At 72.1% G+C, this 20,923-nt stretch carries 15 protein-coding genes; 3 read left to right on the top strand and 12 right to left on the bottom strand.

Translation table 11 applies throughout. The features are described from left to right. Positions 1-33: 33 nt before the first annotated feature. Both GC092_RS04275 and bcp read left to right on the top strand, forming a co-directional pair. Positions 34-810, top strand: a complete 777-nt coding sequence (locus tag GC092_RS04275) for an SDR family oxidoreductase (protein ID WP_324014198.1) — start codon at positions 34-36, stop codon at positions 808-810. 89 nt (positions 811-899) lie between these two features. Beyond that, the gene (bcp, locus tag GC092_RS04270) at positions 900-1,379 is read left to right on the top strand and encodes a thioredoxin-dependent thiol peroxidase (RefSeq protein WP_282979727.1); all 480 of its coding nucleotides are present in this window, start codon (positions 900-902) and stop codon (positions 1,377-1,379) included. Between the two features lie 13 nt (positions 1,380-1,392). On the opposite strand, the gene mqo is transcribed toward bcp, so the two are convergent. The 7 genes from mqo to GC092_RS04235 all read right to left on the bottom strand — a co-directional run bounded on the left by mqo (position 1,393) and on the right by GC092_RS04235 (position 11,926). Further along, entirely contained in the window at positions 1,393-2,859 is a 1,467-nt protein-coding gene (gene mqo / locus GC092_RS04265; RefSeq protein WP_324014197.1) for a malate dehydrogenase (quinone), read from the bottom strand. 162 nt (positions 2,860-3,021) lie between these two features. Further along, entirely contained in the window at positions 3,022-4,098 is a 1,077-nt protein-coding gene (locus tag GC092_RS04260; RefSeq protein WP_324014196.1) for an aspartate-semialdehyde dehydrogenase, read from the bottom strand. A 220-nt stretch (positions 4,099-4,318) separates the two neighbouring features. Next, positions 4,319-5,626, bottom strand: coding sequence for an aspartate kinase (locus GC092_RS04255; protein ID WP_324014195.1), 1,308 nt, complete (start codon positions 5,624-5,626; stop codon positions 4,319-4,321). 414 nt (positions 5,627-6,040) lie between these two features. Continuing rightward, positions 6,041-6,634 (bottom strand): recombination mediator RecR, encoded by a 594-nt coding sequence (recR, locus tag GC092_RS04250; RefSeq protein WP_324014194.1) that lies wholly within the window; start codon positions 6,632-6,634, stop codon positions 6,041-6,043. 29 nt (positions 6,635-6,663) lie between these two features. Next, positions 6,664-9,354 carry a DNA polymerase III subunit gamma and tau gene (locus tag GC092_RS04245; protein ID WP_324014193.1) on the bottom strand — a complete coding sequence of 897 codons (2,691 nt, stop codon included), beginning with the start codon at positions 9,352-9,354 and terminating at the stop codon, positions 6,664-6,666. A 53-nt stretch (positions 9,355-9,407) separates the two neighbouring features. Further along, positions 9,408-10,367 (bottom strand): asparaginase domain-containing protein, encoded by a 960-nt coding sequence (locus tag GC092_RS04240; protein ID WP_324014192.1) that lies wholly within the window; start codon positions 10,365-10,367, stop codon positions 9,408-9,410. After that, positions 10,364-11,926, bottom strand: coding sequence for an amino acid permease (locus GC092_RS04235; RefSeq protein WP_416383292.1), 1,563 nt, complete (start codon positions 11,924-11,926; stop codon positions 10,364-10,366). Before GC092_RS04235 ends, GC092_RS04240 begins: the two co-directional genes overlap by 4 nt. A 93-nt stretch (positions 11,927-12,019) precedes the next feature. Here GC092_RS04235 and GC092_RS04230 point away from each other — a divergent pair, with 93 nt between their 5' ends. Beyond that, positions 12,020-13,417, top strand: coding sequence for an aspartate ammonia-lyase (locus GC092_RS04230; protein WP_324014190.1), 1,398 nt, complete (start codon positions 12,020-12,022; stop codon positions 13,415-13,417). Here GC092_RS04230 and GC092_RS04225 read toward each other — a convergent pair. From GC092_RS04225 to pta, 5 genes are all read right to left on the bottom strand, one after another. Then, positions 13,383-14,087, bottom strand: a complete 705-nt coding sequence (locus GC092_RS04225; protein WP_282980256.1) for a FadR/GntR family transcriptional regulator — start codon at positions 14,085-14,087, stop codon at positions 13,383-13,385. The two genes, GC092_RS04230 and GC092_RS04225, sit on opposite strands and share 35 nt — an antisense overlap. 64 nt (positions 14,088-14,151) lie before the next feature. Continuing rightward, complete coding sequence (locus tag GC092_RS04220) at positions 14,152-16,671, bottom strand: glycoside hydrolase family 65 protein (protein WP_271174489.1); 2,520 nt, start codon at positions 16,669-16,671, stop codon at positions 14,152-14,154. 46 nt (positions 16,672-16,717) lie between these two features. Next, on the bottom strand, positions 16,718-17,461 hold the full coding sequence (locus GC092_RS04215; RefSeq protein ID WP_271174543.1) for an HAD family hydrolase: 744 nt from the start codon (positions 17,459-17,461) through the stop codon (positions 16,718-16,720). 57 nt (positions 17,462-17,518) lie between these two features. Then, positions 17,519-18,754 (bottom strand): acetate/propionate family kinase, encoded by a 1,236-nt coding sequence (locus GC092_RS04210; protein WP_324014189.1) that lies wholly within the window; start codon positions 18,752-18,754, stop codon positions 17,519-17,521. Then, complete coding sequence (gene pta / locus GC092_RS04205; protein WP_324014188.1) at positions 18,751-20,862, bottom strand: phosphate acetyltransferase; 2,112 nt, start codon at positions 20,860-20,862, stop codon at positions 18,751-18,753. Before pta ends, GC092_RS04210 begins: the two co-directional genes overlap by 4 nt. Positions 20,863-20,923 lie beyond the last annotated feature (61 nt).

Raw genomic sequence — 20,923 nt, 5'->3', positions numbered from 1 at the left:
CGTGCGCACCGTCGTGCAGAAGAAGGAGACACCATGTCGACGCAGACCCGCGCCATCCGCAGCGCGCTCATCACCGGCGCCGGGACGGGCATCGGGCGGGCGACCGCCCTCGAGCTCGCGCGCCGCGGCTGGTCGCTCACCCTCATCGGGCGCACGCGCGAGACGCTCGAGCGGACGGCCGCTGAGATCGCGGAGGCGGGCGGGCCGGCCGCCGCGTGGGTCCCCGCCGACGTGACGCGACCGGATGACGTCGTCCGCGCGTTCGATGCCGCGCAGGAGCACGCCGGTCGCGTCGACCTGCTCTTCAACAACGCGGGCGCATTCGGACCCCAGGCGCGGATCGACGAGCTCTCGGACGACGACTGGCAGCAGGTGCTCGACGTCAACGTCACGGGCGCGGTGCTCTGCGCACGCGAGGCCTTCCGCCGCATGCGCGCGCAGACCCCGCAGGGCGGCCGGATCATCAACAACGGCTCGGTGTCGGCCCACCGTCCGCGCCCGCGATCGGCCGCCTACACGATCACGAAGCACGCGGTGACGGGGCTCACGCGCTCGGTCGCGCTCGACGGGCGCTCCTACGGCATCACCGCGACCCAGATCGACATCGGCAACGCCGCCACCGAGCTCCTGCACGACATCGACGCGGGCGACGGCGCGCTGCAGCCCGACGGCACGCGCCGCGTCGAGCCGACGTTCGACGTCGCGCACGCCGCGCGCCTCATCGCAGACGTCGCCGACCTGCCGCACGAGGTCGCGGTCCACGAGATCGTGGTGACCGCGACCGGCATGCCGTTCGACGGGCGCGGCTGATCGGCCATTGCGCCGCCCCGCCGGGCTGGACTATAATAAATTCCGAGCTACAGAAGCTTTATTCCATATTGTGAAACTACGGAGGCATCGTGGCCGAAGAGACCGTCGCACAGCTCGCTCCCGGCGCCGACGCGCCCGACTTCGCCCTGAGCGACGCGAAGGGCGAGACGGTGCGCCTGTCCGACTTCGCGGGCGGACGCACCATCCTCTACTTCTACCCCGCGGCCTTCACTCCCGGCTGCACGACCGAGGCGTGCGACTTCCGAGACAACCTCGCGTCGCTCAGCGGCGCCGGCTACCGGGTCGTCGGCATCTCGAAGGACGACGTCGAGACGCTCGCCCGCTTCGCCGAGGAGGACCGCCTGGACTTCCCGCTCCTCTCCGACCCGGATCACGCCGTCGCGAAGAGCTACGGCGCGTGGGGTGAGAAGCAGATCGACGGCCGCACCCTCACGGGCGTGCTGCGCTCGACGTTCGTGCTCGATGAGGAGAACCGCATCGAGATCGCCGAGTACCGCGTCGACCCGGATGGGCACGTCGCGGCCCTGCGCGAGAAGCTTGGGGTCTGAGAAGGAGCGCGCGTCACGCGTCGACGCGCTGCTCCTCCGCGATGTGAAGCGCCTCCGCGGTGCGTCGCATCTCGGCGCGCGCCTTCGCGGCGTCTCCGTTCAGCGTCTCTCCGTAGGTGGGGATGAGCTCGCGCAGCGCGGGCTTCCATCCCTCGATCCGATCGGGGAAGCACGACGACAGCACGTCGAGCATGATCGTCGCGCCCGTCGACGCGCCCGGGGATGCTCCGAGCAGACCCGCGATCGAGCCATCCGCCGCCGAGACCACCTCGGTGCCGAACTGGAGCTTGCCGCCCTTCATGACCTGGGCGCGCTGACCGGCCTGGATGAGCTCCCAGTCCGCGCCGTCGGCTGTGGGCACGAAGACGCGCAGGGCCTCGATCTTCTTGGCACGGCTCTTGAGGAGCTCGGTCACGAGGTACTTCACGAGGTCGAGGTTCGTGGCTCCGACCTTGAGCATCGAGCCGATGTTGTGCAGGCGCACCTGCGAGACGATGTCGAGCCACGACCCCTTCTTGAGGAACTTCGGGCTGAACGTCGCGAACGGACCGAACATGAGCGACCCCTCGCCGTCGACGCGGCGGGCGTCGAGGTGCGGGACCGACATGGGCGGGGCGCCCACGGCCGCCTGCGAGTACACCTTCGCGCCGTGCTTCGCGACGAGCTTCGGGTCGGTCGTCTTGAGGAACTGGCCGCCGATCGGGAAGACGCCGTAGCCCTTGATCTCGGGGATGCGCGCCTTCTGCAGGAGCTTGATGGCCCATCCGCCCGCGCCGACGAAGACGAAGCGCGCCCGCACCTGGCCGGGCGTCTTGCCGACCCGGTTGCGGTAGCTGACGAGCCAGGTGCCGTCCTTCTGCTTCTTGAGGCCGTTGACCTCGTGGTTCAGCAGCACCTCGGCGTCGTTCGCGCGGAGGTGGTCGAAGAGCTGGCGGGTGAGCGCGCCGAAGTCGACGTCGGTGCCGGCCGGCACGCGCGTCGCGGCGAAGGGCTCGTCGGTCTTGCGGCGCTTCTCCATGAGCAGCGGCGCCCAGGAGTGGATGACGCGCGAGTCCTCGGAGTACTCGATGCCCTCGAAGAGCGGCTGGTCCTTGAGCGTCTCGTAGCGCGCGCGGAGGTAGGAGACGTCCTTCTCCCCCGTGACGAACGTCATGTGCGGCGTCGTGCTGATGAACGTCGACGGCGCGTCGAGGATGCCCCTCGCGACGAGGGATGCCCACAGCTCGCGGCTCTGCTGGAACTGCTCGTTGATGCCGATCGCCTTCGCCGGGTTCGACGGGTCGGGCATGTAGTTGAGCTCGCACAGGGCGGAGTGCCCGGTTCCCGCGTTGTTCCACGCGTTCGAGCTCTCCTGCGCGACCTCCCCGTCGCGCTCGAAGGCGACGATCTTCCAGTCGGGCTGCAGTTCCTTGAGGAGCGTGCCGAGTGTGGCGGACATGATCCCGCCGCCGATCAGCACGACATCGACGGTTTCACTCACGCGTCAATCCTATTCCCGGCTTTTCGGCGAACCTGACCATCCGCCGTCGAAAGAACATCGGAACTTGCGTTTTCGGCGCCCCGAAGACGGTGGCGTTCTTGCGATCGGGCCGGGACGCAGAACGGGCCGGCCCCGAGGGGCCGGCCCGTTCTGCGGGATGGATCAGCGCGCGACGGCCGAACTGAGCTTGGCGGCGACGAGCTCCGCGATCTGCACGGCGTTGAGCGCGGCGCCCTTGCGGAGGTTGTCGTTCGAGATGAACAGCACGAGACCGCGCCCCTCGGGAGCCGACTGGTCGGCGCGGATCCGGCCGACGTAGCTGGGGTCGCTTCCCGCCGCCTGCAGCGGAGTCGGGACCTCCTCGAGAGCCACGCCCGGGGCATCCGCCAGGAGCTCGCGCGCGCGCTCGGGCGTGATCTCGCGCGCGAACTCGGCGTGGATGCTCAGCGAGTGGCCCGTGAACACCGGAACGCGCACGCACGTGCCCGCCACGCGCAGGTCGGGGAGCTCGAGGATCTTGCGGCTCTCGTTGCGGAGCTTCTTCTCCTCGTCGGTCTCGTTCAGCCCGTCGTCGACGAGGTTGCCCGCGAGCGGCACGACGTCGAACGCGATGGGCGCGACGTACTTCTCGGGCTCCGGGAAGTCGACCGCCGAGCCGTCGTGCACGAGGCGGAGGGTGTCGCCCTGTGCGAGGACGCCCTCGACCTGGCCGAGGAGCTCCTGTGCGCCGGCGAGGCCCGAGCCCGAGACGGCCTGGTAGGTCGAGACGATGAGGCGCTCGAGGCCGGCCTCGGCGGCGAGCGGCTTGAGGACCGGCATGGCCGCCATGGTCGTGCAGTTCGGGTTCGCGATGATGCCCTTGACGGCCTGGTTGATCGCGTGGGGGTTGACCTCGCTCACGACGAGCGGGACCTCGGGGTCCATGCGCCAGGCGCTCGAGTTGTCGATGACGACCGCGCCGGCCGCGGCGAAGCGCGGGGCGTGCTCCTTCGAGGCGGAGCCGCCGGCGGAGAAGAGCGCGATGTCGATACCCGACAGGTCGTCGGTCGCGATGTCCTCGACGACGACCTCGGTGCCGCCGAAGTCGATCGTTCGGCCGGCCGAGCGCGCCGACGCGAAGAGCCGCAGCTCGCGGATCGGGAAGTCGCGCTCCTGGAGGATCTCGCGCATCACGGTGCCGACCTGGCCGGTGGCGCCGACGACGGCGACGGAGAGTCCTGATTCAGAGATGCGGGTCATGGTGTTCCTCGGGGATGCGAGCGGGGTTGCTCGATTCTACCGGCGCCGCGGAGTGCCCCGTCCCGCCCGGGCATGTCTCACTTGTCGTGGGTCGGCGACCGGGCATGTCTCACGTGGTGCGGGTATAGCGCCTCGATACCGGCGCCGCGTGAGACATGCGTGATGGGAGTGGACGACGAAGGCCTCCGACCGCGGGGTCGGAGGCCTTCGGAGAGGGATGTCAGCGGCCGGTTCCGGCGTAGACGGTCGCCTCGACCTCGCCGTCGAGCCCGTACGCCGAGTGGACGACGCGGGCGGCCTCGTCGAGCTCGGTGTCGCGGAGGATGACCGAGATGCGGATCTCGCTCGTCGAGATCATCTCGATGTTGATGCCGGCGGAGCTCAGCGCCTCGAAGAGCGTCAGCGAGACGCCCGAGTGCGTGCGCATGCCCGCGCCGACGACCGAGAGCTTGCCGACCTGGTCGTCGTAGACGAGGTTCTCGTACCCGATGTCGTCCTGCGCTGCCGTGAGCGCCTTCGCGACCTCGGCGGCCGACTGCTTCGGCAGCGTGAACGAGATGTCGGTGCGGCCCGCCTTCGCCGACTGCACGTTCTGCACGATCATGTCGATGTTGGCGCCCGTCTTCGCGACGAGCGTGAAGATCGCGGCTGCCGAGCCCGGCACGTCCGGCACGCCGAGGACCGTGATCTTGGCCTGGCTGCGGTCGATGGCGACTCCGGCGACGACCGGCTCTTCCATTCCGATGGCGTCGTCCGACATGATCTCTCCCTTGGCATTGCGGGGGGCCTTCATCCCCTCGCCCAGAACGTACGTGCCCTCGTTCGACGTGAACGTCGAGCGGGCGTGGATGAGCACGCCGTGGCGACGGGCGTACTCGACGGCGCGGATGTAGAGCACCTTGGCACCGTTGGCGGCGAGCTCGAGCATCTCCTCGGCCGTGATGTGGCCGAGCTTGCGGGCGAGGGGCACGACCCGCGGGTCTGCCGTGAAGATGCCGTCGACGTCGCTGTAGATCTCGCACACGTCGGCGTCGAGCGCAGCGGCGAGCGCGACGGCGGTCGTGTCGGATCCGCCTCGGCCGAGCGTCGTGATGTCCTTCGTGTCGCGGTTGAAGCCCTGGAAGCCCGCGACGATGACGACGGCCCCGTCATCGAGAGCCGCACGCAGGCGCACGGGGGTGACGTCGACGATGCGCGCGGCGCCGTGGTCGGCCGTCGTGATCATGCCCGCCTGGCTGCCCGTGAACGAGCGCGCCTCGTACCCCATCGAGTGGATGGCCATGGCCAGGAGCGCCATCGAGATGCGCTCTCCGCTGGAGAGGAGCATGTCGAGCTCGCGCGGCGCGGGCACCGGCGCGACCTGCGACGCGAGGTCGAGCAGCTCGTCGGTGGTGTCTCCCATCGCGCTGACGGCGACGACGACGTCGTGCCCCGCCCGGCGGGTGTCGACGATGCGCTTCGCGACGCGCTTGATGCTGTCGGCGTCGGCGACGGACGAGCCGCCGAACTTCTGGACGATCAACGCCAAGTGAGGCTCCTCACGGTGCGGGCGGGTGAGGGACGCAGGGCGCGCCCAGTCGACAAGTCTAGAGGCTCCGCACCCGCCGCCCGCGCCCGCCCGCACGCCCGGAGGGCCATCCCCCGCCGGCCGTGCACGCGGACGCCGAGAGGGCCATCCCCCGCCGGCCGTGCACGCGGGCGCCGAGAGGGCCATCCCCCGCCGAGCGTGCACGTGGGCGCCGAGAGGGCCATCCCCCGCCGAGCGTGCACGTGGGCGCCGAGAAGGCGGCCGGCGTCGCGCCTCTCGGCGGCGACGCGCTGTCTCGGCGGCGAGGTGCAGTCTCGGCCGCGCGCTCAGGGGCGGCAACGCGCTGTCTGGGCGGCGAGCTGCTGTCTCGGCGGCGAGGTGCTGTCTCGCCCGCACGCTCGAAGGCGGCGGCCCTCAGAGGCGGCGGCGGCCCTCGAACGCGCGGCCGAGGGTGACCTCGTCGGCGTACTCGAGGTCTCCGCCGACCGGGAGGCCCGACGCGAGACGCGAGACCGCGATGTCGAGGGTCGTGAGCAGGCGGCTCAGATAGGCCGCGGTCGCCTCGCCCTCGAGGTTCGGGTTCGTCGCGAGGATGACCTCCTGGACGGTGCCGTCGGCGAGGCGCGTCATGAGCTGCTGGATGCGCAGGTCGTCGGGCCCGATGCCGGCGATCGGGCTGATCGCCCCGCCGAGCACGTGATAGCGGCCGCGGAACTCGCGCGTGCGCTCGATCGCGGCGACGTCCTTCGCGTCCTCGACGACGCAGATGAGCGCCGGGTTGCGACGGGGGTCGCGGCAGATGGCGCACGTGTCGCTCTCGGAGACGTTGCCGCAGATCTCGCAGAACCTCACCCGCTCACGCACTTCGCGCAGGAGCTCTGAGAGCCGCGAGACGTCGAAGGACGGGGTCTGCAGGATGTGGAACGCGATGCGCTGGGCCGACTTGGGGCCGATGCCGGGAAGCCGGCCGAGCTCGTCGATCAGCTCCTGGACGATGCCGTCGTACATGGAGGGATGGTGTCCTTACGCAGGGGAGGTCACTGGAAGCGGGTCGCAGGCTCGTACGGCTCCTCGTGGAGGAACGTCGCGCCGAGCACCTGGCGGACCACCGCCTCGCCGTAGCGCTGGATGCCCTCGGGCCCGACGTGGCGCGCCTGCACAGTCGGCACCGGCGCCGGGTTCGGCGCGATCGCCTCCGCCGGCTCCGGCGGGATGTCGCCCGGGTCGGTGTCGTCGTCCTCGTCGAGGACGGGAGCGGCCGGCGCGGGCGCGGCGATCTCGCCATCCGCGACGGGCGGCGCGATGCGGGCCGCGGGCGGGATCTCCGCCTCCTCCGGGTCCTCGTCGACCGCGAGGGTGCCGACAGCGCCGCCCGGGATCGGCGCCACGGCCCACTCCGTGACGCTGCGCGACGACAGGGCGACCGCTCCTGCATCGGCCGAGGGCGCCGACGCGCGCTGCGGCGACGACCGCTCCGGTGCGCGTGCGCCACCGCCCGGGCCGGCGGGAGGCGTCTGACCGCCGCCCGGTCCGCTCGATCCGGGCCCGGCGCCGCCTGGTCCGCTCGATCCGGGCCCGCCGGGGCCCGGCTCGTGACGGGCGAGGTACTTCACGCGGATGCCGAGGACCTCGAGGATGACCCCGCGCAGGTCCTCGCTCACTCCCCCGCCCTGCGGCGTGCGCTGTTTGAAGGTCGCGAGGTCGCGCTGGTTCGTGAACGCCAGCGTGAGCACGTCGCCCTCCGCGGCCACCGGCCGCGCACTCTGGAGCACGAGCCACGACGCGCGACTCGCGTGCTCGAGCCGGGCGAGGATCCCCGACCACACGGCCTGCACTCCGGCCAGGGTCAGCGGCGCGCCGACAGGAGCAGGCTCAGGCGCGGGCTCCGGTCGACGCGGCTGCTCGCTGCGAGCGGGCTCGTCGTACGGGTCGTAGGGCGGCTCGTCCTCGGGCGCGGGAAGCGGCCCGTCGTCGGCCGGCGGACGCTCGGCAGACGACGGCCGTGCGGGAGCCACGGGCCCGTCCGCACCGGGCGGGATGGTCGCCCAGCCGGCGGCGGGGACGGTTCCGTCATCGCGGACGGCTGTCGCGGGACGTACGGGTGCCTCGGGCCCATCGGACCTCACCGCGCTGGAGCCCGCGGCAGCAGGCGCCGCAGCCGCGGGCGGTGCCGGAGACGTGGGAGGTGCCGCCGTGGGCCCTGCGGTCGGTGCCGCCGCAGGAGGTTCCGTGGGTGCTGCCGCAGCCGGAGCGGCCGCCGCAGGAGCGTCCGAGGGAGTTGCGGGCGCAGCCGTCGGTGCGGCTGCGGGAGGTGCCACCGGCGCAGCGACGGAAGGTGCAGCCGCCGGTGCCGCAGGTGCAGCCGCCGGTGCCGCAGGTGCAGCCGCCGGTGCCGCAGGTGCAGCCGCCGGTGCCGCAGGTGCAGCCGCCGGTGCCGCCGCAGGAGGTACCGCAGGCGCAGCGGCCGCAGGCGCAGCCGCCGGTGCGGCGACAGGAGGTGCCGCAGGTGCCGCAGGTGCCGCCGCCGCAGCAGGCGTGCCCGCCGCCGGCCCCGCCAGCCCAGCCGCAGGCCCCGCCGGACCGCGCGAGGAACCGGCCGCGGGCGCGCCCCCGGCCGGAGCCGCGGCCGCTCCGTGTGTGAGGACGCGCGCGATCATGAGCTCGAGCTGGAGGCGAGGCGACGTCGCGCCGGTCATGCCGTCGAGGGCGGCGCTCACGATGTCGGCGGTGCGCGAGAGGCGCTCCGCGCCGAAGCGCTCGGCCTGCTGCCCCATGCGCTCGAGCTCATCGGACGGGATGCCGCGCAGCACGGCGGACGCGCCGGCGCCCGTGGCCGCGATCACGATGAGGTCGCGAAGCCGCTCGAGCAGGTCGTCCACGAAGCGGCGGGGGTCCTGCCCCGTCTGCACGACGCGGTCGACCGCGCCGAACGCGGAGCCCGCGTCGGCCAGCGCGAACGCGTCGACGACCTCGTCGAGGAGCTCGGCATGCGTGTAGCCCAGCAGCGCGACCGCGCGCTCGTAGGTCACGCTGTCGTTCTCGGACCCCGCGATCAGCTGATCGAGGATCGACAGCGTGTCACGGGGAGAGCCTCCGCCCGCGCGCACGACGAGGGGCAGCACTCCCTGCGCCACGGCCACGCCCTCCTCGGCGCACAGCTTCTCGACGTACGCGAGCATCGCGGCCGGCGGCACCAGCCGGAAGGGGTAGTGATGCGTGCGCGAGCGGATGGTGCCGATCACCTTGTCGGGCTCGGTGGTCGCGAAGATGAACTTCACGTGCGCGGGCGGCTCCTCGACGAGCTTGAGCAGCGCGTTGAAGCCCTGCGGCGTGACCATGTGGGCCTCGTCGAGGATGAAGATCTTGAACCGGTCGCGTGCGGGAGCGAAGATCGCGCGCTCGCGGAGGTCGCGCGCGTCGTCGACACCGTTGTGGCTCGCGGCGTCGATCTCGACGACGTCGAGCGAGCCTCCGCCCGTCCGCGAGAGCTCGACGCAGCTGTCGCAGCGGCCGCACGGCGTGTCGGTCGGACCCTCTGCGCAGTTGAGGCAGCGCGCGAGGATGCGCGCCGAGGTCGTCTTGCCGCAGCCGCGGGGCCCCGAGAAGAGGTACGCGTGCCCGATGCGATCGCCGCGCAGCGCGGTCATGAGCGGATCCGTGACCTGCGCCTGGCCGATCATCTCCCCGAAGGTCTCCGGCCGGTAGCGGCGATACAAGGCGGTGGTCACGGATCCAGCCTACGGCTCCCCGCCGACATCGCGCTGTGACCCTCGATCGGCGCTCACGCAGCGAGGGCGGCCGCGATCGCGTCGTCGGCCATGCCCCGCGCGAGCAGCTCGGCGAGGAGGATGCGCGCCTGGCCCGCACGGAGCGTGCGCGCCATCGCGGCGCCCGCGACGACGAGGTCGTGACCGCCGCCTCCCCCGCCGTAGGTCGCGGCGAGCGCCCCCTCCGGCACGCGGCTCGTGACCGCGACGCGCACGCCCTGATCGACGCAGCGGCGCACGCCCTCGACGATGGCCGGCGACGCGTTCCCCGAGCCGAGCGCCTCGAGCACCACGGCCCGTGCGCCGGCCGCCGCGCTCGCGCGCAGGTGCAGGTCGTCTCCGCCGGGGACGACCGCGACGACGTCGACGCGGACGCGCGCGACGCCGTCGTGCGCGCGTCGCGCCGTCGCGAGAGCGGGGGCCGCGAGAGCGTCGCCGCTCCGTCGGAAGGCATCGGCGTCGTCGGTGCGCGCCTTGAACGCGCCCCACGCGGGGAGGACGCGCCCGCCGAACACGATGACGGCGCCGCCCGTCGCAGGGTGGCGCGGCGCGGTCGCCTCGCCCGACGCGACCGCGAGGGCCGCCGCGACGTTCGCGGGGCCATCCGACCGCGGATCGTCGGGCAGGAACTGCGCGCCGGTCAGCACGATCGGGCGCGGGTCCGCTCCGCACTGCAGGCCGACGAGAAGCGCGGTCTCCTCGAGCGAGTCGGTGCCGTGGAGCACGACGACACCCGTCGTGTGCGGGTCGGCGAGCGCGTCGGCCACGGCGTCGGCGATCTCCTGCATGCGCGCGAGGTCGAGCGCGGCCGAGTCCTCCGCCATCAGATCGACCACGCGGACGGGCGCTGACGCCCCGGCCGACGCCGTGATGGCGTCGCCGCCGAGCGCGGGCGCCGTGCCGCCCTCGGCTGACGGGCGGCTCGCGATGGTGCCGCCCGTCGCGACGACGACGACGGCCGGGGCGGGCGTCACTCGGCCCGTCCCGAGCGGGTCGCGGCCGCGCGGTGCGCGAGCGCGGCGAGCGTGCCCGTCCGCTCGGCCGTGAGCGCCCGGATGCGGTCGCGCGAGAGGAACCAGCCCGCGATGAGCGCCGGCACGATGAGGACGAGCGACGCGACCGTGGCGCTGCCGATCGGGTAGTCGAGCGCCATGAGCACGACGACGGCGCCGAGGAAGACGAGCGTCGCGTAGCCCGTGTAGGGCGCGCCGGGCATCCGGAACGCGGGGCGCTCGAGCGCGCCGCGCTCGGCGAGGCTGCGCAGCTTCAGCTGGCAGAGGACGATGACCGCCCATGCGCTGATGATGCCGAGCGCCGAGACGTTGAGCGCGATCTCGAACGCCTGCTCGGGCACGACCGCGTTGAGCGCCACCCCGATCGCGGTGACGACGGCCGTGACGGCGATCCCCATGTAGGGCACGCCCGCGCGGTTCATGCGGGCGAGCGCGGCGGGAGCCGACCCCGAGACCGCCATCGAGTGGAGGATGCGCCCGGTCGAGTAGAGACCGGCGTTGAGCGACGAGAGCACCGCCGTGAGCACGACGAGGTTCATGATGATGTCCGCGCCCTCGACGCCGATCGCGCCGAAGAACGTCACGAAAGGGCTCTCGCCCGCGGCGTACGACGTGGTCGGCATGAGCAGCGTGAACAGGAGCACCGAGCCCACGTAGAAGACGACGAGGCGGAACACCACCGTGCGGATGGCCTTCGGCATGACGGTGCGGGCATCCTGGGTCTCCCCCGCGGCGGTGCCGACGAGCTCGATCGAGGCGTATGCGAAGACGACGCCCTGGATGACGATGAAGGCGGCGAGCACGCCGTTCGGGAAGACGCCGCCGTTGTCGGCGATGAGGTGGAACCCCGGCGCGACGCCGTCGACCGGCGTGCCGGTCACGACGAAGAAGACGCCGACGACGAGGAACGCGACGAGCGCGAGCACCTTCACGAGCGCGAACCAGAACTCGAGCTCGCCGAACACCTTCACGGACAGCAGGTTCATGCCGAGCACGAGCACAAGCGCCACGAGCGCGAACACCCACTGGTCGATCGCCGCGAGCCACGCGACGTACTGCTTGAAGAAGTTCATGTAGAGGGCGACGGCCGTGACGTCGGCGACCGAGGTCATCGCCCAGTTCAGCCAGTACATCCAGCCGGCGAAGAACGCCATCTTCTCGCCGTAGAACTCGCGCGCGTACGACACGAAGGAGCCGCTCGACGGACGGTGCACGATGAGCTCGCCGAGGGCACGCAGCACGAGGAACGCGAAGAACGCGCAGACGGCGTACACGACGACGAGGGCCGGACCGGCGCTCTCGAGCCGGCCGCCGGCTCCCATGAACAGGCCGGTGCCGATCGCGCCGCCGATGGCGATCATCTGGATCTGGCGGGGACGGAGCGCCTTGCGGAATCCGGACTGCTCGTCGGGGAGCGACGAGGGGGCGGAATCGGGGGTCTGGGTCGACACGGTGTCTGCCTTCGGTCGGGCGGCGACGTTGCCGCGGAATCTGGCTAGCTGCCAAACAGCTTGCGACATCCGACCACGCGAGCAGTGAGATGTCAACTCGGAAGTCCGAAAATCTGTCTGGTAGCTTTACAGGCACGTTCCGCCTCAAGGAAGAGAGCAGTGATGACGAAGACGCGCAGCGAGCACGACCTCCTCGGCGACCTCGAGGTCCCGGCAGACGCCTACTGGGGCGTCCACACGGCCCGGGCGGTCGCCAACTTCCCCGTCACGGGCACGCCGATCGGACGATTCCCGTTCCTCGTGCGCGGGCTCGCGGCCGTCAAGCAGGCCGCGGCGCTCGCCAACCGCGATCTCGGCCTGCTCGACGCCGCCCGGTGCGACGCGATCACGGCCGCGTGCGCGGAGATCCGCGCGGGCGCTCTCCACGACCAGTTCGTCGTCGACCTCATCCAGGGCGGCGCCGGCACGTCGACGAACATGAATGCGAACGAGGTCATCGCCAACCGCGCGCTCGAGCTGCTCGGGCACGAGAAGGGCGACTACGCGCGTCTGCACCCCAACGACCACGTCAACATGAGCCAGTCGACCAACGACGTCTACCCCACCGCGATCAACGCGGCGCTCACGGAGGCGGTCGACGAGCTCGAGGCGGCGATGGCGCACCTCGAGGCGGTGTTCGAGCGGAAGGCCGCGCAGTTCGCCGCGCATCTCAAGGTCGGCCGCACGCAGCTGCAGGACGCGGTGCCCATGACCCTCGGGCAGGAGTTCGGGGCGTTCGCCATCATGCTCGGCGAGGACAGGGCGCGGCTGCGGGAGTCGGCCGCGCTCCTGCTCGAGGTGAACCTCGGCGCCACCGCGATCGGCACGGGCCTCAACGCCCCCGCAGGCTACGCCGCCCGCGCCTGCGCGCACCTCGCCGAGCTCACGGGGCGCCCGTTCGTCACCGCCGCCGACCTCGTCGAGGCCACGCAGGATCCCGGTGCGTTCGTGCACGTCTCCGGGGTGCTCAAGCGCATCGCGATCAAGCTCTCCAAGACGTGCAACGACCTGCGCCTGCTGTCGTCCGGTCCGCGCGCGGGGCTCGGCGAGATCTCGCTGCCTGCCGTGCAGGCCGGCTCGAGCATCATGCCCGGCAAGGTGAATCCGGTCATCCCCGAGATGGTCACGCAGGTGGCGTACACCGTGATCGCCGACGACCTCGCCGTGACGCTCGCCGCGGAGGCGGGCCAGCTGCAGCTCAACGCCTTCGAGCCGGTGATCGCGCGCGCCCTCTCGCAGAGCTTCGCGCATCTCACGGCGGCGTGCCGGCTCCTGGCCGACCGCTGCGTCGACGGCATCGAGGCGCACCCCGAGATCATGGCGGAGCGCGTCGCGTCGTCGATCGGCCTCGCGACCGCGCTCAACCCGCTGCTCGGCTACCGGATGGCCACGGAGATCGCGCAGGAGGCGCTGCGGACGGGCCGATCGGTTCCGGATGTCGCGCTCGAGCGCGGGCTGCTCACGCCCGACGAGGTGCGCGCGGCGCTCAGCCCCGAGCGGCTGGTCGTGTCAGGGGGATGACGACGCGCTCGACCTCGCCGAGGTGCGCGCGCATGGCCTCGCGGGCCTCGATCGGCGAGCCGACCGCGATCGCCTCGGCGATCCGCCGGTGCTCGCGACCGGATGGCTCCTGGCGCGACGCGACGAGGTTCACGACCTGCGACTGACGCGAGAGGGCGTCGCGGATGTCGGAGACGGCCTTCGCGAAGACCGCGTTCCCCGACGCCTGCGCGACGAGGGAGTGGAAGCGGGTGTCCAGCGCGACCCACTCCTGCGGGTCGTCGCACGCGTCCATCGCATCGCACAGGGCGGTGAGCTCGTCGCGCTGCTCGTCCGTCCGGCGCTCGGCGGCGAGCCCCGCCGCGGGGACCTCGATGTGCGGGCGCGCCTCCATGAGGTCGCGCGCGGAGAACTCGCCGTACACGGTGGCCGGGTCGATCCGGTCCGCCGTCACGTACGTGCCGCTGCCGGTGCGCGTCTGGGTGAGCCCGAGGGTCTGCAGCGAGCGCAGCGCCTCGCGGATGACCGGCCGACTCACGGCGTACCGCTCCGCGAGAAGTGCCTCCGACGGCAGTCGCGTGCCGACCGCGAGCGCCCCCGAGGTGATCGCGCCGCGCAGGTCCTCGATCACGGACTCCGCGACGCTGCGGCGCACGACGGGCGCGGGGCGCGAGGTCCATTCGTCGGGCATGCCCTCCACTGTCTGCGCCCGGCCGCGCAAAGTCAAACCGTGCGCGGCCGGGCGCGGACGACGCTCAATCGAGCGTGCGCGGGTCGGTCGAGCGCTCCACGAGGTCGTCGGCCACGATCGGGATGGCCGTGGTGACCGGGGGCAGGGTCGGCTCGAGCTGCGAGCCGTCTTCGCGGTGCATCGACGAGTACTTGCGCATGGTCGGGCGCCCGGGGCGCACGGGCCCCTGATCGGCGAGCGGCACGATGGCCGGCGCGGACGCGCTCGCGGTGTGGGACACGCCGCGCACCGTGAACGTCACGGGGTCGCCCGAGCGGACCGACACCCGCATCTCGTCGCGCCGGATCGAGACGTCCAGCTGCGAGCCCTGCCACGCGAGGGCGTACTGCAGCTCGGGCCAGTCGCGCGGGAGGCGCGGGTCGAAGCTGAGCTCGCCGTCGTGGTCGCGCATGCCGCCGAAGCCCGCCACGAGCGCCGTCCACACGCCGCCCGCCGACGCCACATGCACGCCGTCGGACGTGTTGCCGTGCATGTTGGCGAGGTCGACGAACAGCGCGTGCTCGAAGTACTCGAGCGCGAGGTCCTGGTACCCGACCTCGGCCGCGAGGATCGACTGCACGACGGCCGACAGCGTCGAATCGCCCGTCGTGAGCGGGTCGTAGTACTCGAAGTCGGCGAGCTTCTCCTCGTCGGTGAAGTGGTTGCCCTGCAGGTAGAGGGCGAGCACGACGTCCGCCTGCTTGAGCACCTGGAACCGGTAGATGACGAGCGGATGGAAGTGCAGCAGCAGCGGGCGCTGCTCGCGCGGGGTGTGCTCGAGGTCCCACACCTCGCGCTCGAGGAACAGGGAGTCCTGCGGGTTGATGCCGAGCTTCTCGTTGTACGGGATGTACATCGCGTCGGCCGCGCGCTCCCAGGCCTCCGGCTCGCCCGGATCGAGCTGCACGCGGTCGACGAGGTCGCGGTACGCGCGCCCGGACTTCTCGGCCATCGTGCGGACGACCCGCGCCGCGGCACGGAGGTTGAAGCGGGCCATCACGTTCGTGAAGAGGTTGTCGTTGACGACGGTCGTGTACTCGTCGGGCCCGGTCACGCCGTGGATGTGGAAGCTCTCCTCGCCCTCGTTCTGCCGCCAGAACCCGAGCGTCGTCCACATCCGCGCGGTCTCGACGAGGACATCCGCGCCCTCGCGCGCCATGAAGTCGACGTCGCCCGTCGCGCGGACGTAGCGCACGAGCGCGAAGGCGATGTCGGCGTTGATGTGGTACTGCGCGGTGCCGGCCGCGTAGTAGGCCGACGCCTCCTCGCCGTTGATCGTGCGCCACGGGTAGAGGGCGCCCGCCTCGCTCATCTTCGCGGCGCGTCGACGCGCCGCGGGGAGCATCTTCGTGCGCATGCGCATGGCGTTGCGCGCCCAGAGCGGCGTCGTGTAGGCGAGGAACGGGAGGATGTAGATCTCCGTGTCCCAGAAGTAGTGCCCGCTGTAGCCCGAGCCGGTGACGCCCTTGGCCGGCACGCCCCATCCGTCCGCGCGCGCCGCCGCCATGGCGAGCTGGATGAGGCACCAGCGCGTCGCCTGCTGCAGGTCGTCGTGGCCGACGATGCGGACATCGGACCGGTCCCAGAACCCCGTCATCCAGCGACGCTGCGCCTCGAAGACCGAGGCCGCGCCCGCCGCGAGCACGCGGTCGAGCGTGCGCCGGCAGCGGTCGATGAGCTCGCCCGTCGGCACGCTGCGCGACGTGTGGTAGCTGATCGTCTTGGTGACGGTCACGGGCACGCCGGCCTTCGCCTCGACGCGGAAGACGTTCTTCGCGATGTCGGGCTCGATGAGCGCGCGGTGCACGTGCGGGTTCTCGGTCTCGATGACGTGGTCGGCGACGACCGCGAGCGACATGCCGGAAGACGCCGTGCGATACGACAGCGCGGTGCGCGTGCCGTCCTGCCAGTGCTCCTGCGGCATGAGCACGCGCTCCGCTTCGATGCGCTCGGCGCGGCGCGGGTCGACGGTCGCGCCCGGCGCGTGCGGGTGGCCCCCGTACACGTCCTGCCCGTCCTGCCGGTTGATGAGCTGGCAGTTGATGACCACCGGGGCGTCCGCGTTGCGGACCGTGACGGTCATCCGCTCGATCGCGAGGTGCCGGTCCTCGAACGGCACGAGCCGCTCCGACTCGAGGAGCACCTCCTTGCCCGACGGCGTGACCCACAGCAGACGACGCCGCAGGACCCCGTCGCGGAAGTCGAGCGAGCGCTCGTACTCACGCACGTCCGCGAGGTCGAGCGAGAGGGGCTCGTCGTCGACGTAGACGCGCATGACCTTCGGGTCGGGCACGTTGACGATCGTCTGCCCCACCTCGGCGAAGCCGTAGGCGCTCTCGGCGTGACGGATGGGCCACGTCTCGTGGAAGCCGTTGATGAACGTGCCGTGCTCGTGCGCGTGGCGGCCCTCGGGGTAGTTCCCGCGCAGTCCGAGGAAGCCGTTCCCGACGGCGAACAGGGTCTCGGTGACACCCGCGTCCTCCTCGGAGTAGCGGGTCTCGACGAGGCGCCAGGGGTCGACGGGAAAGCGGTCGCGATCGATCATGCGTGTGCTCCGGATGGTCGGGTGCCGGATGGACGGAGGGCGGAGGTCAGCGGGTGGCCGGGCCGACGAGCTCGGCGAGGTCGGACACGACGACGTGCGCGCCCGCGGCCGAGAGCGTGGCCGCCCCGGCGCCGCGGTCGACGCCGACGATGAGGGCGAACCCGCCAGCGGCCGCCGATGCGACTCCGCTGAGGGCGTCCTCGACGGCCGCGCAGCGGGCGGGGGCGGCGCCGAGCTGGCGGGCGCCCGCGAGGAACATGTCGGGCGCCGGCTTCGACGGCAGTCCGTCGCGCTCGGCCACCGCACCGTCGACGATCACGGGGAACCGGTCGAGGATGCCGGCGGCGGTCAGCACGTCCTTCGCGTTCTTCGAGCTCGAGACCACGCCCACGCGCGCTCCCACCGCCGCGAGCGCGTCGAGGAGGGCCAGCGAGCCCGGGTACGGCGCGATCCCCTCGTCCGCGAGCACGCGCGAGAACACGGCGTTCTTGCGGTTGCCGATGCCGCACACGGTGTCGAGCGAGGGATCGTCTGACGGGTCGCCCCACGGGATCTCGACGTCGCGGCTGCGCAGCAGGGCGGCGACGCCGTCGTAGCGCTTCTTGCCGTCGAGGTGCGCGAAGTAGTCGTCGTCGGTGTAGGCGGGCTCGATGCCCCACTGGGCGAAGAGCTCCTCGAACATCGCCCGCCACGCGTGCATGTGCACCTCGGCCGTCGGCGTGAGCACGCCGTCGAGGTCGAACAGCACGGCGTCGTAGCGTCTCAGGTCGGGAAGGGGCGAGTCGGGCAGAGAGGTCACAGATCCTCCGTCGCGCGGGATGGCCGGTTCACCCCAGCGTAGTGGCGGTCAGCTCGCCGCGGCGAGGGACTGGCGGGCGATCTCGAGCTCCTCGTCGGTCGGCACGACGAGCACGGTGACGCGCGACGCGTCGGTCGAGATGACCGCGATCTCGCCGCGCGGAGCCGCGGCGTTCCGCGCCGCGTCGATCTCCACCCCCGCGAACCCGAGCGTGGCGAGCGCCGCAGCGCGGACATCCGGGGAGTTCTCCCCCACTCCGGCCGTGAACGAGATGACGTCGACCCCGCCGAGCTGCGCGAGATACGCGCCCGCGTACGCGCGGAGCCGGTGGACGTACACGTCGAACGCGAGCTGGGCTGCCTCGTCTCCCGCCGCCCTGCGCTCCTGCACGTCGCGCATGTCCGAGACCCCGGCGAGGCCCTTGAGACCGCTTCGCGTGTTGAGGAGCCGGTCGAGGTCGGCGATCGTCAGGTCGGCCCTGCGCGCGAGCTGGAAGAGCACCGCCGGGTCGATGTCGCCCGACCGGGTGCCCATCACGAGGCCCTCGAGCGGCGTCATGCCCATCGAGGTCTCGACCGACCGGCCGCCGTCGACGGCGGTGACGGACGCGCCGTTGCCGAGGTGGAACACGATCTGGCGCAGCTCCGCGAGCGGTCGTCCGACATGGCGCGCCGCCGCCTCCGAGACGTACTTGTGGCTCGTGCCGTGGAACCCGTAGCGGCGGACGCGATGCGCCTGCGCGATCTCGCGGTCGATCGCGTAGGTGTACGCGGCGGGCGGAAGGGTCTGGTGGAACGCCGTGTCGAACACCGCGACGTGCGGCACGTGCGGGAACGCCGCGCGCGCGGCGCGGATGCCCTGCAGCGCGCCGGGGTTGTGCAGCGGGGCGAGCACCGAGAGCTCGTCGATGTTGATCTCGACGAGGTCGTTCACGACGGTCGGCTCGAAGAACCGCGCGCCGCCGTGCACGACGCGGTGCCCGACGGCGGCGAGCGCGTCGGCGTCGAGCGCGGGGCCGTGCGCGGCGAACGCGTCGAGCATCACACGGAACCCGGCGGTGTGGTCGGGGATCTCCGTCTCACGGCGGTGCGTCTCGTCGGCGATCGCCGGCGCGGGCTCTCCGGGACCGGCCGCGAAGCGGACCGTGTGGGCTGCCGCGCCCTGCGCCTGCCCGATCCGCTCGACGAGCCCCGAGGCGAGCACCCGCTCGGCGGCCATGTCGATGAGCTGGTACTTGAACGACGACGACCCGCTGTTGACGACGAGGACGCTCCGCGCGGTCATCGCTGCTGCCCCTGCGCCTGGATGGCCGTGATCGCGACGGTGTTGACGATGTCCTCGACGAGCGCGCCGCGCGACAGGTCGTTGATCGGCTTGTTCAGGCCCTGCAGGACCGGCCCGATCGCGACGGCGCCCGCCGACCGCTGCACGGCCTTGTAGGTGTTGTTGCCCGTGTTGAGATCGGGGAAGACGAAGACCGTCGCGCGCCCGGCGACCTCCGAGCCCGGGAGCTTCGCCTTCGCGACCGCGGCGTCGGCCGCCGCGTCGTACTGGATCGGGCCCTCGATCGGCAGCTCGGGCGCGCGCTCGCGCGCGAGCCGCGTCGCCTCGCGCACCTTGTCGACATCCGCGCCCGTGCCCGACTCCCCCGTCGAGTACGACAGCATCGCGACGCGCGGCTCGACGCCGAACTGGCGCGCGGTCTGCGCCGAGGTGATCGCGATGTCGGCGAGCTGCTCGCTCGTCGGATCGGGGATCACCGCGCAGTCGCCGTAGACGAGCACCCGGTCGGCGAGCGCCATGAGGAAGACGCTCGAGACCACCGAGACGCCGGGCTCGGTCTTGATGACCTCGAATGCCGGGCGGATGGTGTGGGCCGTCGTGTGCGCGGCGCCCGAGACCATGCCGTCGGCGAGCCCCATGTGCACCATCATCGTGCCGAAGTAGCTGACGTCGGTGACGGTGTCGGCCGCGCGCTCGTAGGTCACGCCCTTGTGCGCCCGCAGCCGCGCGTACTCGGTCGCGAACTTGTGCACGTGCACGGGATCGAACGGGCTCAGGACGTGCGCCTCGCGGATGTCCACGCCGAGCTCGATCGCGCGGGCGCGGACCTCGAACGGCTCGCCGAGGATCGTGAGCTCGGCCACGCCGCGCTGGAGCAGGATGCCCGCCGCTCGCAGCACGCGGTCGTCGTCGCCCTCGGGCAGGACGATGTGGCGGCGGTCGGCGCGGGCCCGCTCGAGCAGGGTGTACTCGAACATGAGCGGCGTGACGACGGTCGCGCGCGCGACCCCGAGCACGCGGGTGAGCTCCTCGACGTCGACGCTGCTCTCGAACAGCGACAGCGCGAGGTTGTAGCGCTGGGGCGAGCCCGCGGCGAGGCGCCCGCGGGCGCTCATGACCCGCACGGCGGTGGTGTAGGTGTCGCCGTCCGCGCGGATGACGGGAAGGCGCGAGCCGAGACCCTCGAGCAGGCGCGACACGGCCTCCGGCACCTCGAAGGGCCCGTTGAGGATGATCCCCGCGATCGACGGGAACGTGCCCGAGGCGTTCGCGAGGAGCGCCGCGAGGAGGACCTCGCTCCGGTCGCCGGGCACGATGAGGCAGGCGCCCTCGGTGAGCCGCGGGAGCACGTTCTCCATCGACATCGCGGCGATGACCACGCCGAGCGCCTCGCGCGTGAGCAGCGCCTCGTCGCCGTTCACGAGCCGGCCGTCGACCGCGCGCAGCACATCGCCCATCGACGGGGCCACGAGCATCCGGTCCTCGGGGATCGCCCAGACCGGAGCCGACGGGGTGACCGCGCCGACCGCTGCGAGGATCTCGTCCCGGCGGGCGCCGTCGGCCCTGTTCACGATCGTCGCGAGCAGCTCGGCGCGCTCGCGCACGAGCTCCGACACCGCGAGCGCGGCGATCTGCGCGACCTCCTCTGGCGTGCGCGGCGACGTCGTGCCGAGCTGCTCGGTGTGGCCCTGCTGCGCGCGTCCGCCGAGGACGAGCAGAACGGGCGTGCCGAGGTTCACCGCGACGCGGGCGTTGTAGGCGAGCTCCGCGGGGCTGCCGACGTCGGTGTAGTCGCTCCCGAGGACGACGACCGCGTCGCACTTCGCCTCGACGGCCTTGAAGCGCTCGACGATCCGCCCGAGAGCGGCGTCGGGATCGGCGCGGACGTCGTCGTAGGTGACCGCGACGCACTCCTCGTACGCGAGGTCGACGCCGTCGTGGTCGAGCAGCATCTCGAGGACGTAGTCGCGCTCGGCGGACGACCGGGCGATCGGACGGAAGACCCCCACGCGCGGGGTCGCCCTGCTCAGCGCATCCAGGACGCCGAGCGCCACCGTGGACTTGCCGGAATGCCCCTCGGCCGACGTGATGTAGATGCTTCTCGCCACGTCATCCACCCTAGGTCGAACACCTTCGACGCGGCAGGACGACCGGCGGATTCCCGCCTGG

This window comes from Microbacterium sp. JZ37, assembly GCF_035188445.1.
Taxonomy (GTDB): domain Bacteria; phylum Actinomycetota; class Actinomycetes; order Actinomycetales; family Microbacteriaceae; genus Microbacterium; species Microbacterium barkeri.
This window is presented reverse-complemented; position numbering and strand designations above follow the sequence as displayed.

Excerpts from the sequence above, each read along its gene's own strand:
- GC092_RS04235 (WP_416383292.1), bottom strand. The coding sequence starts at position 11,926 with ATGTCGCAAGCTGTTTGGCAGCTAGCCAGATTCCGCGGCAACGTCGCC.
- recR (WP_324014194.1), bottom strand. The coding sequence starts at position 6,634 with ATGTACGACGGCATCGTCCAGGAGCTGATCGACGAGCTCGGCCGGCTT.
- GC092_RS04210 (WP_324014189.1), bottom strand. The coding sequence starts at position 18,754 with ATGACCGCGCGGAGCGTCCTCGTCGTCAACAGCGGGTCGTCGTCGTTC.
- GC092_RS04225 (WP_282980256.1), bottom strand. The coding sequence starts at position 14,087 with ATGCCCGACGAATGGACCTCGCGCCCCGCGCCCGTCGTGCGCCGCAGC.
- GC092_RS04230 (WP_324014190.1), top strand. The coding sequence starts at position 12,020 with ATGACGAAGACGCGCAGCGAGCACGACCTCCTCGGCGACCTCGAGGTC.
- GC092_RS04275 (WP_324014198.1), top strand. The coding sequence starts at position 34 with ATGTCGACGCAGACCCGCGCCATCCGCAGCGCGCTCATCACCGGCGCC.
- GC092_RS04260 (WP_324014196.1), bottom strand. The coding sequence starts at position 4,098 with ATGACCCGCATCTCTGAATCAGGACTCTCCGTCGCCGTCGTCGGCGCC.
- GC092_RS04220 (WP_271174489.1), bottom strand. The coding sequence starts at position 16,671 with ATGATCGATCGCGACCGCTTTCCCGTCGACCCCTGGCGCCTCGTCGAG.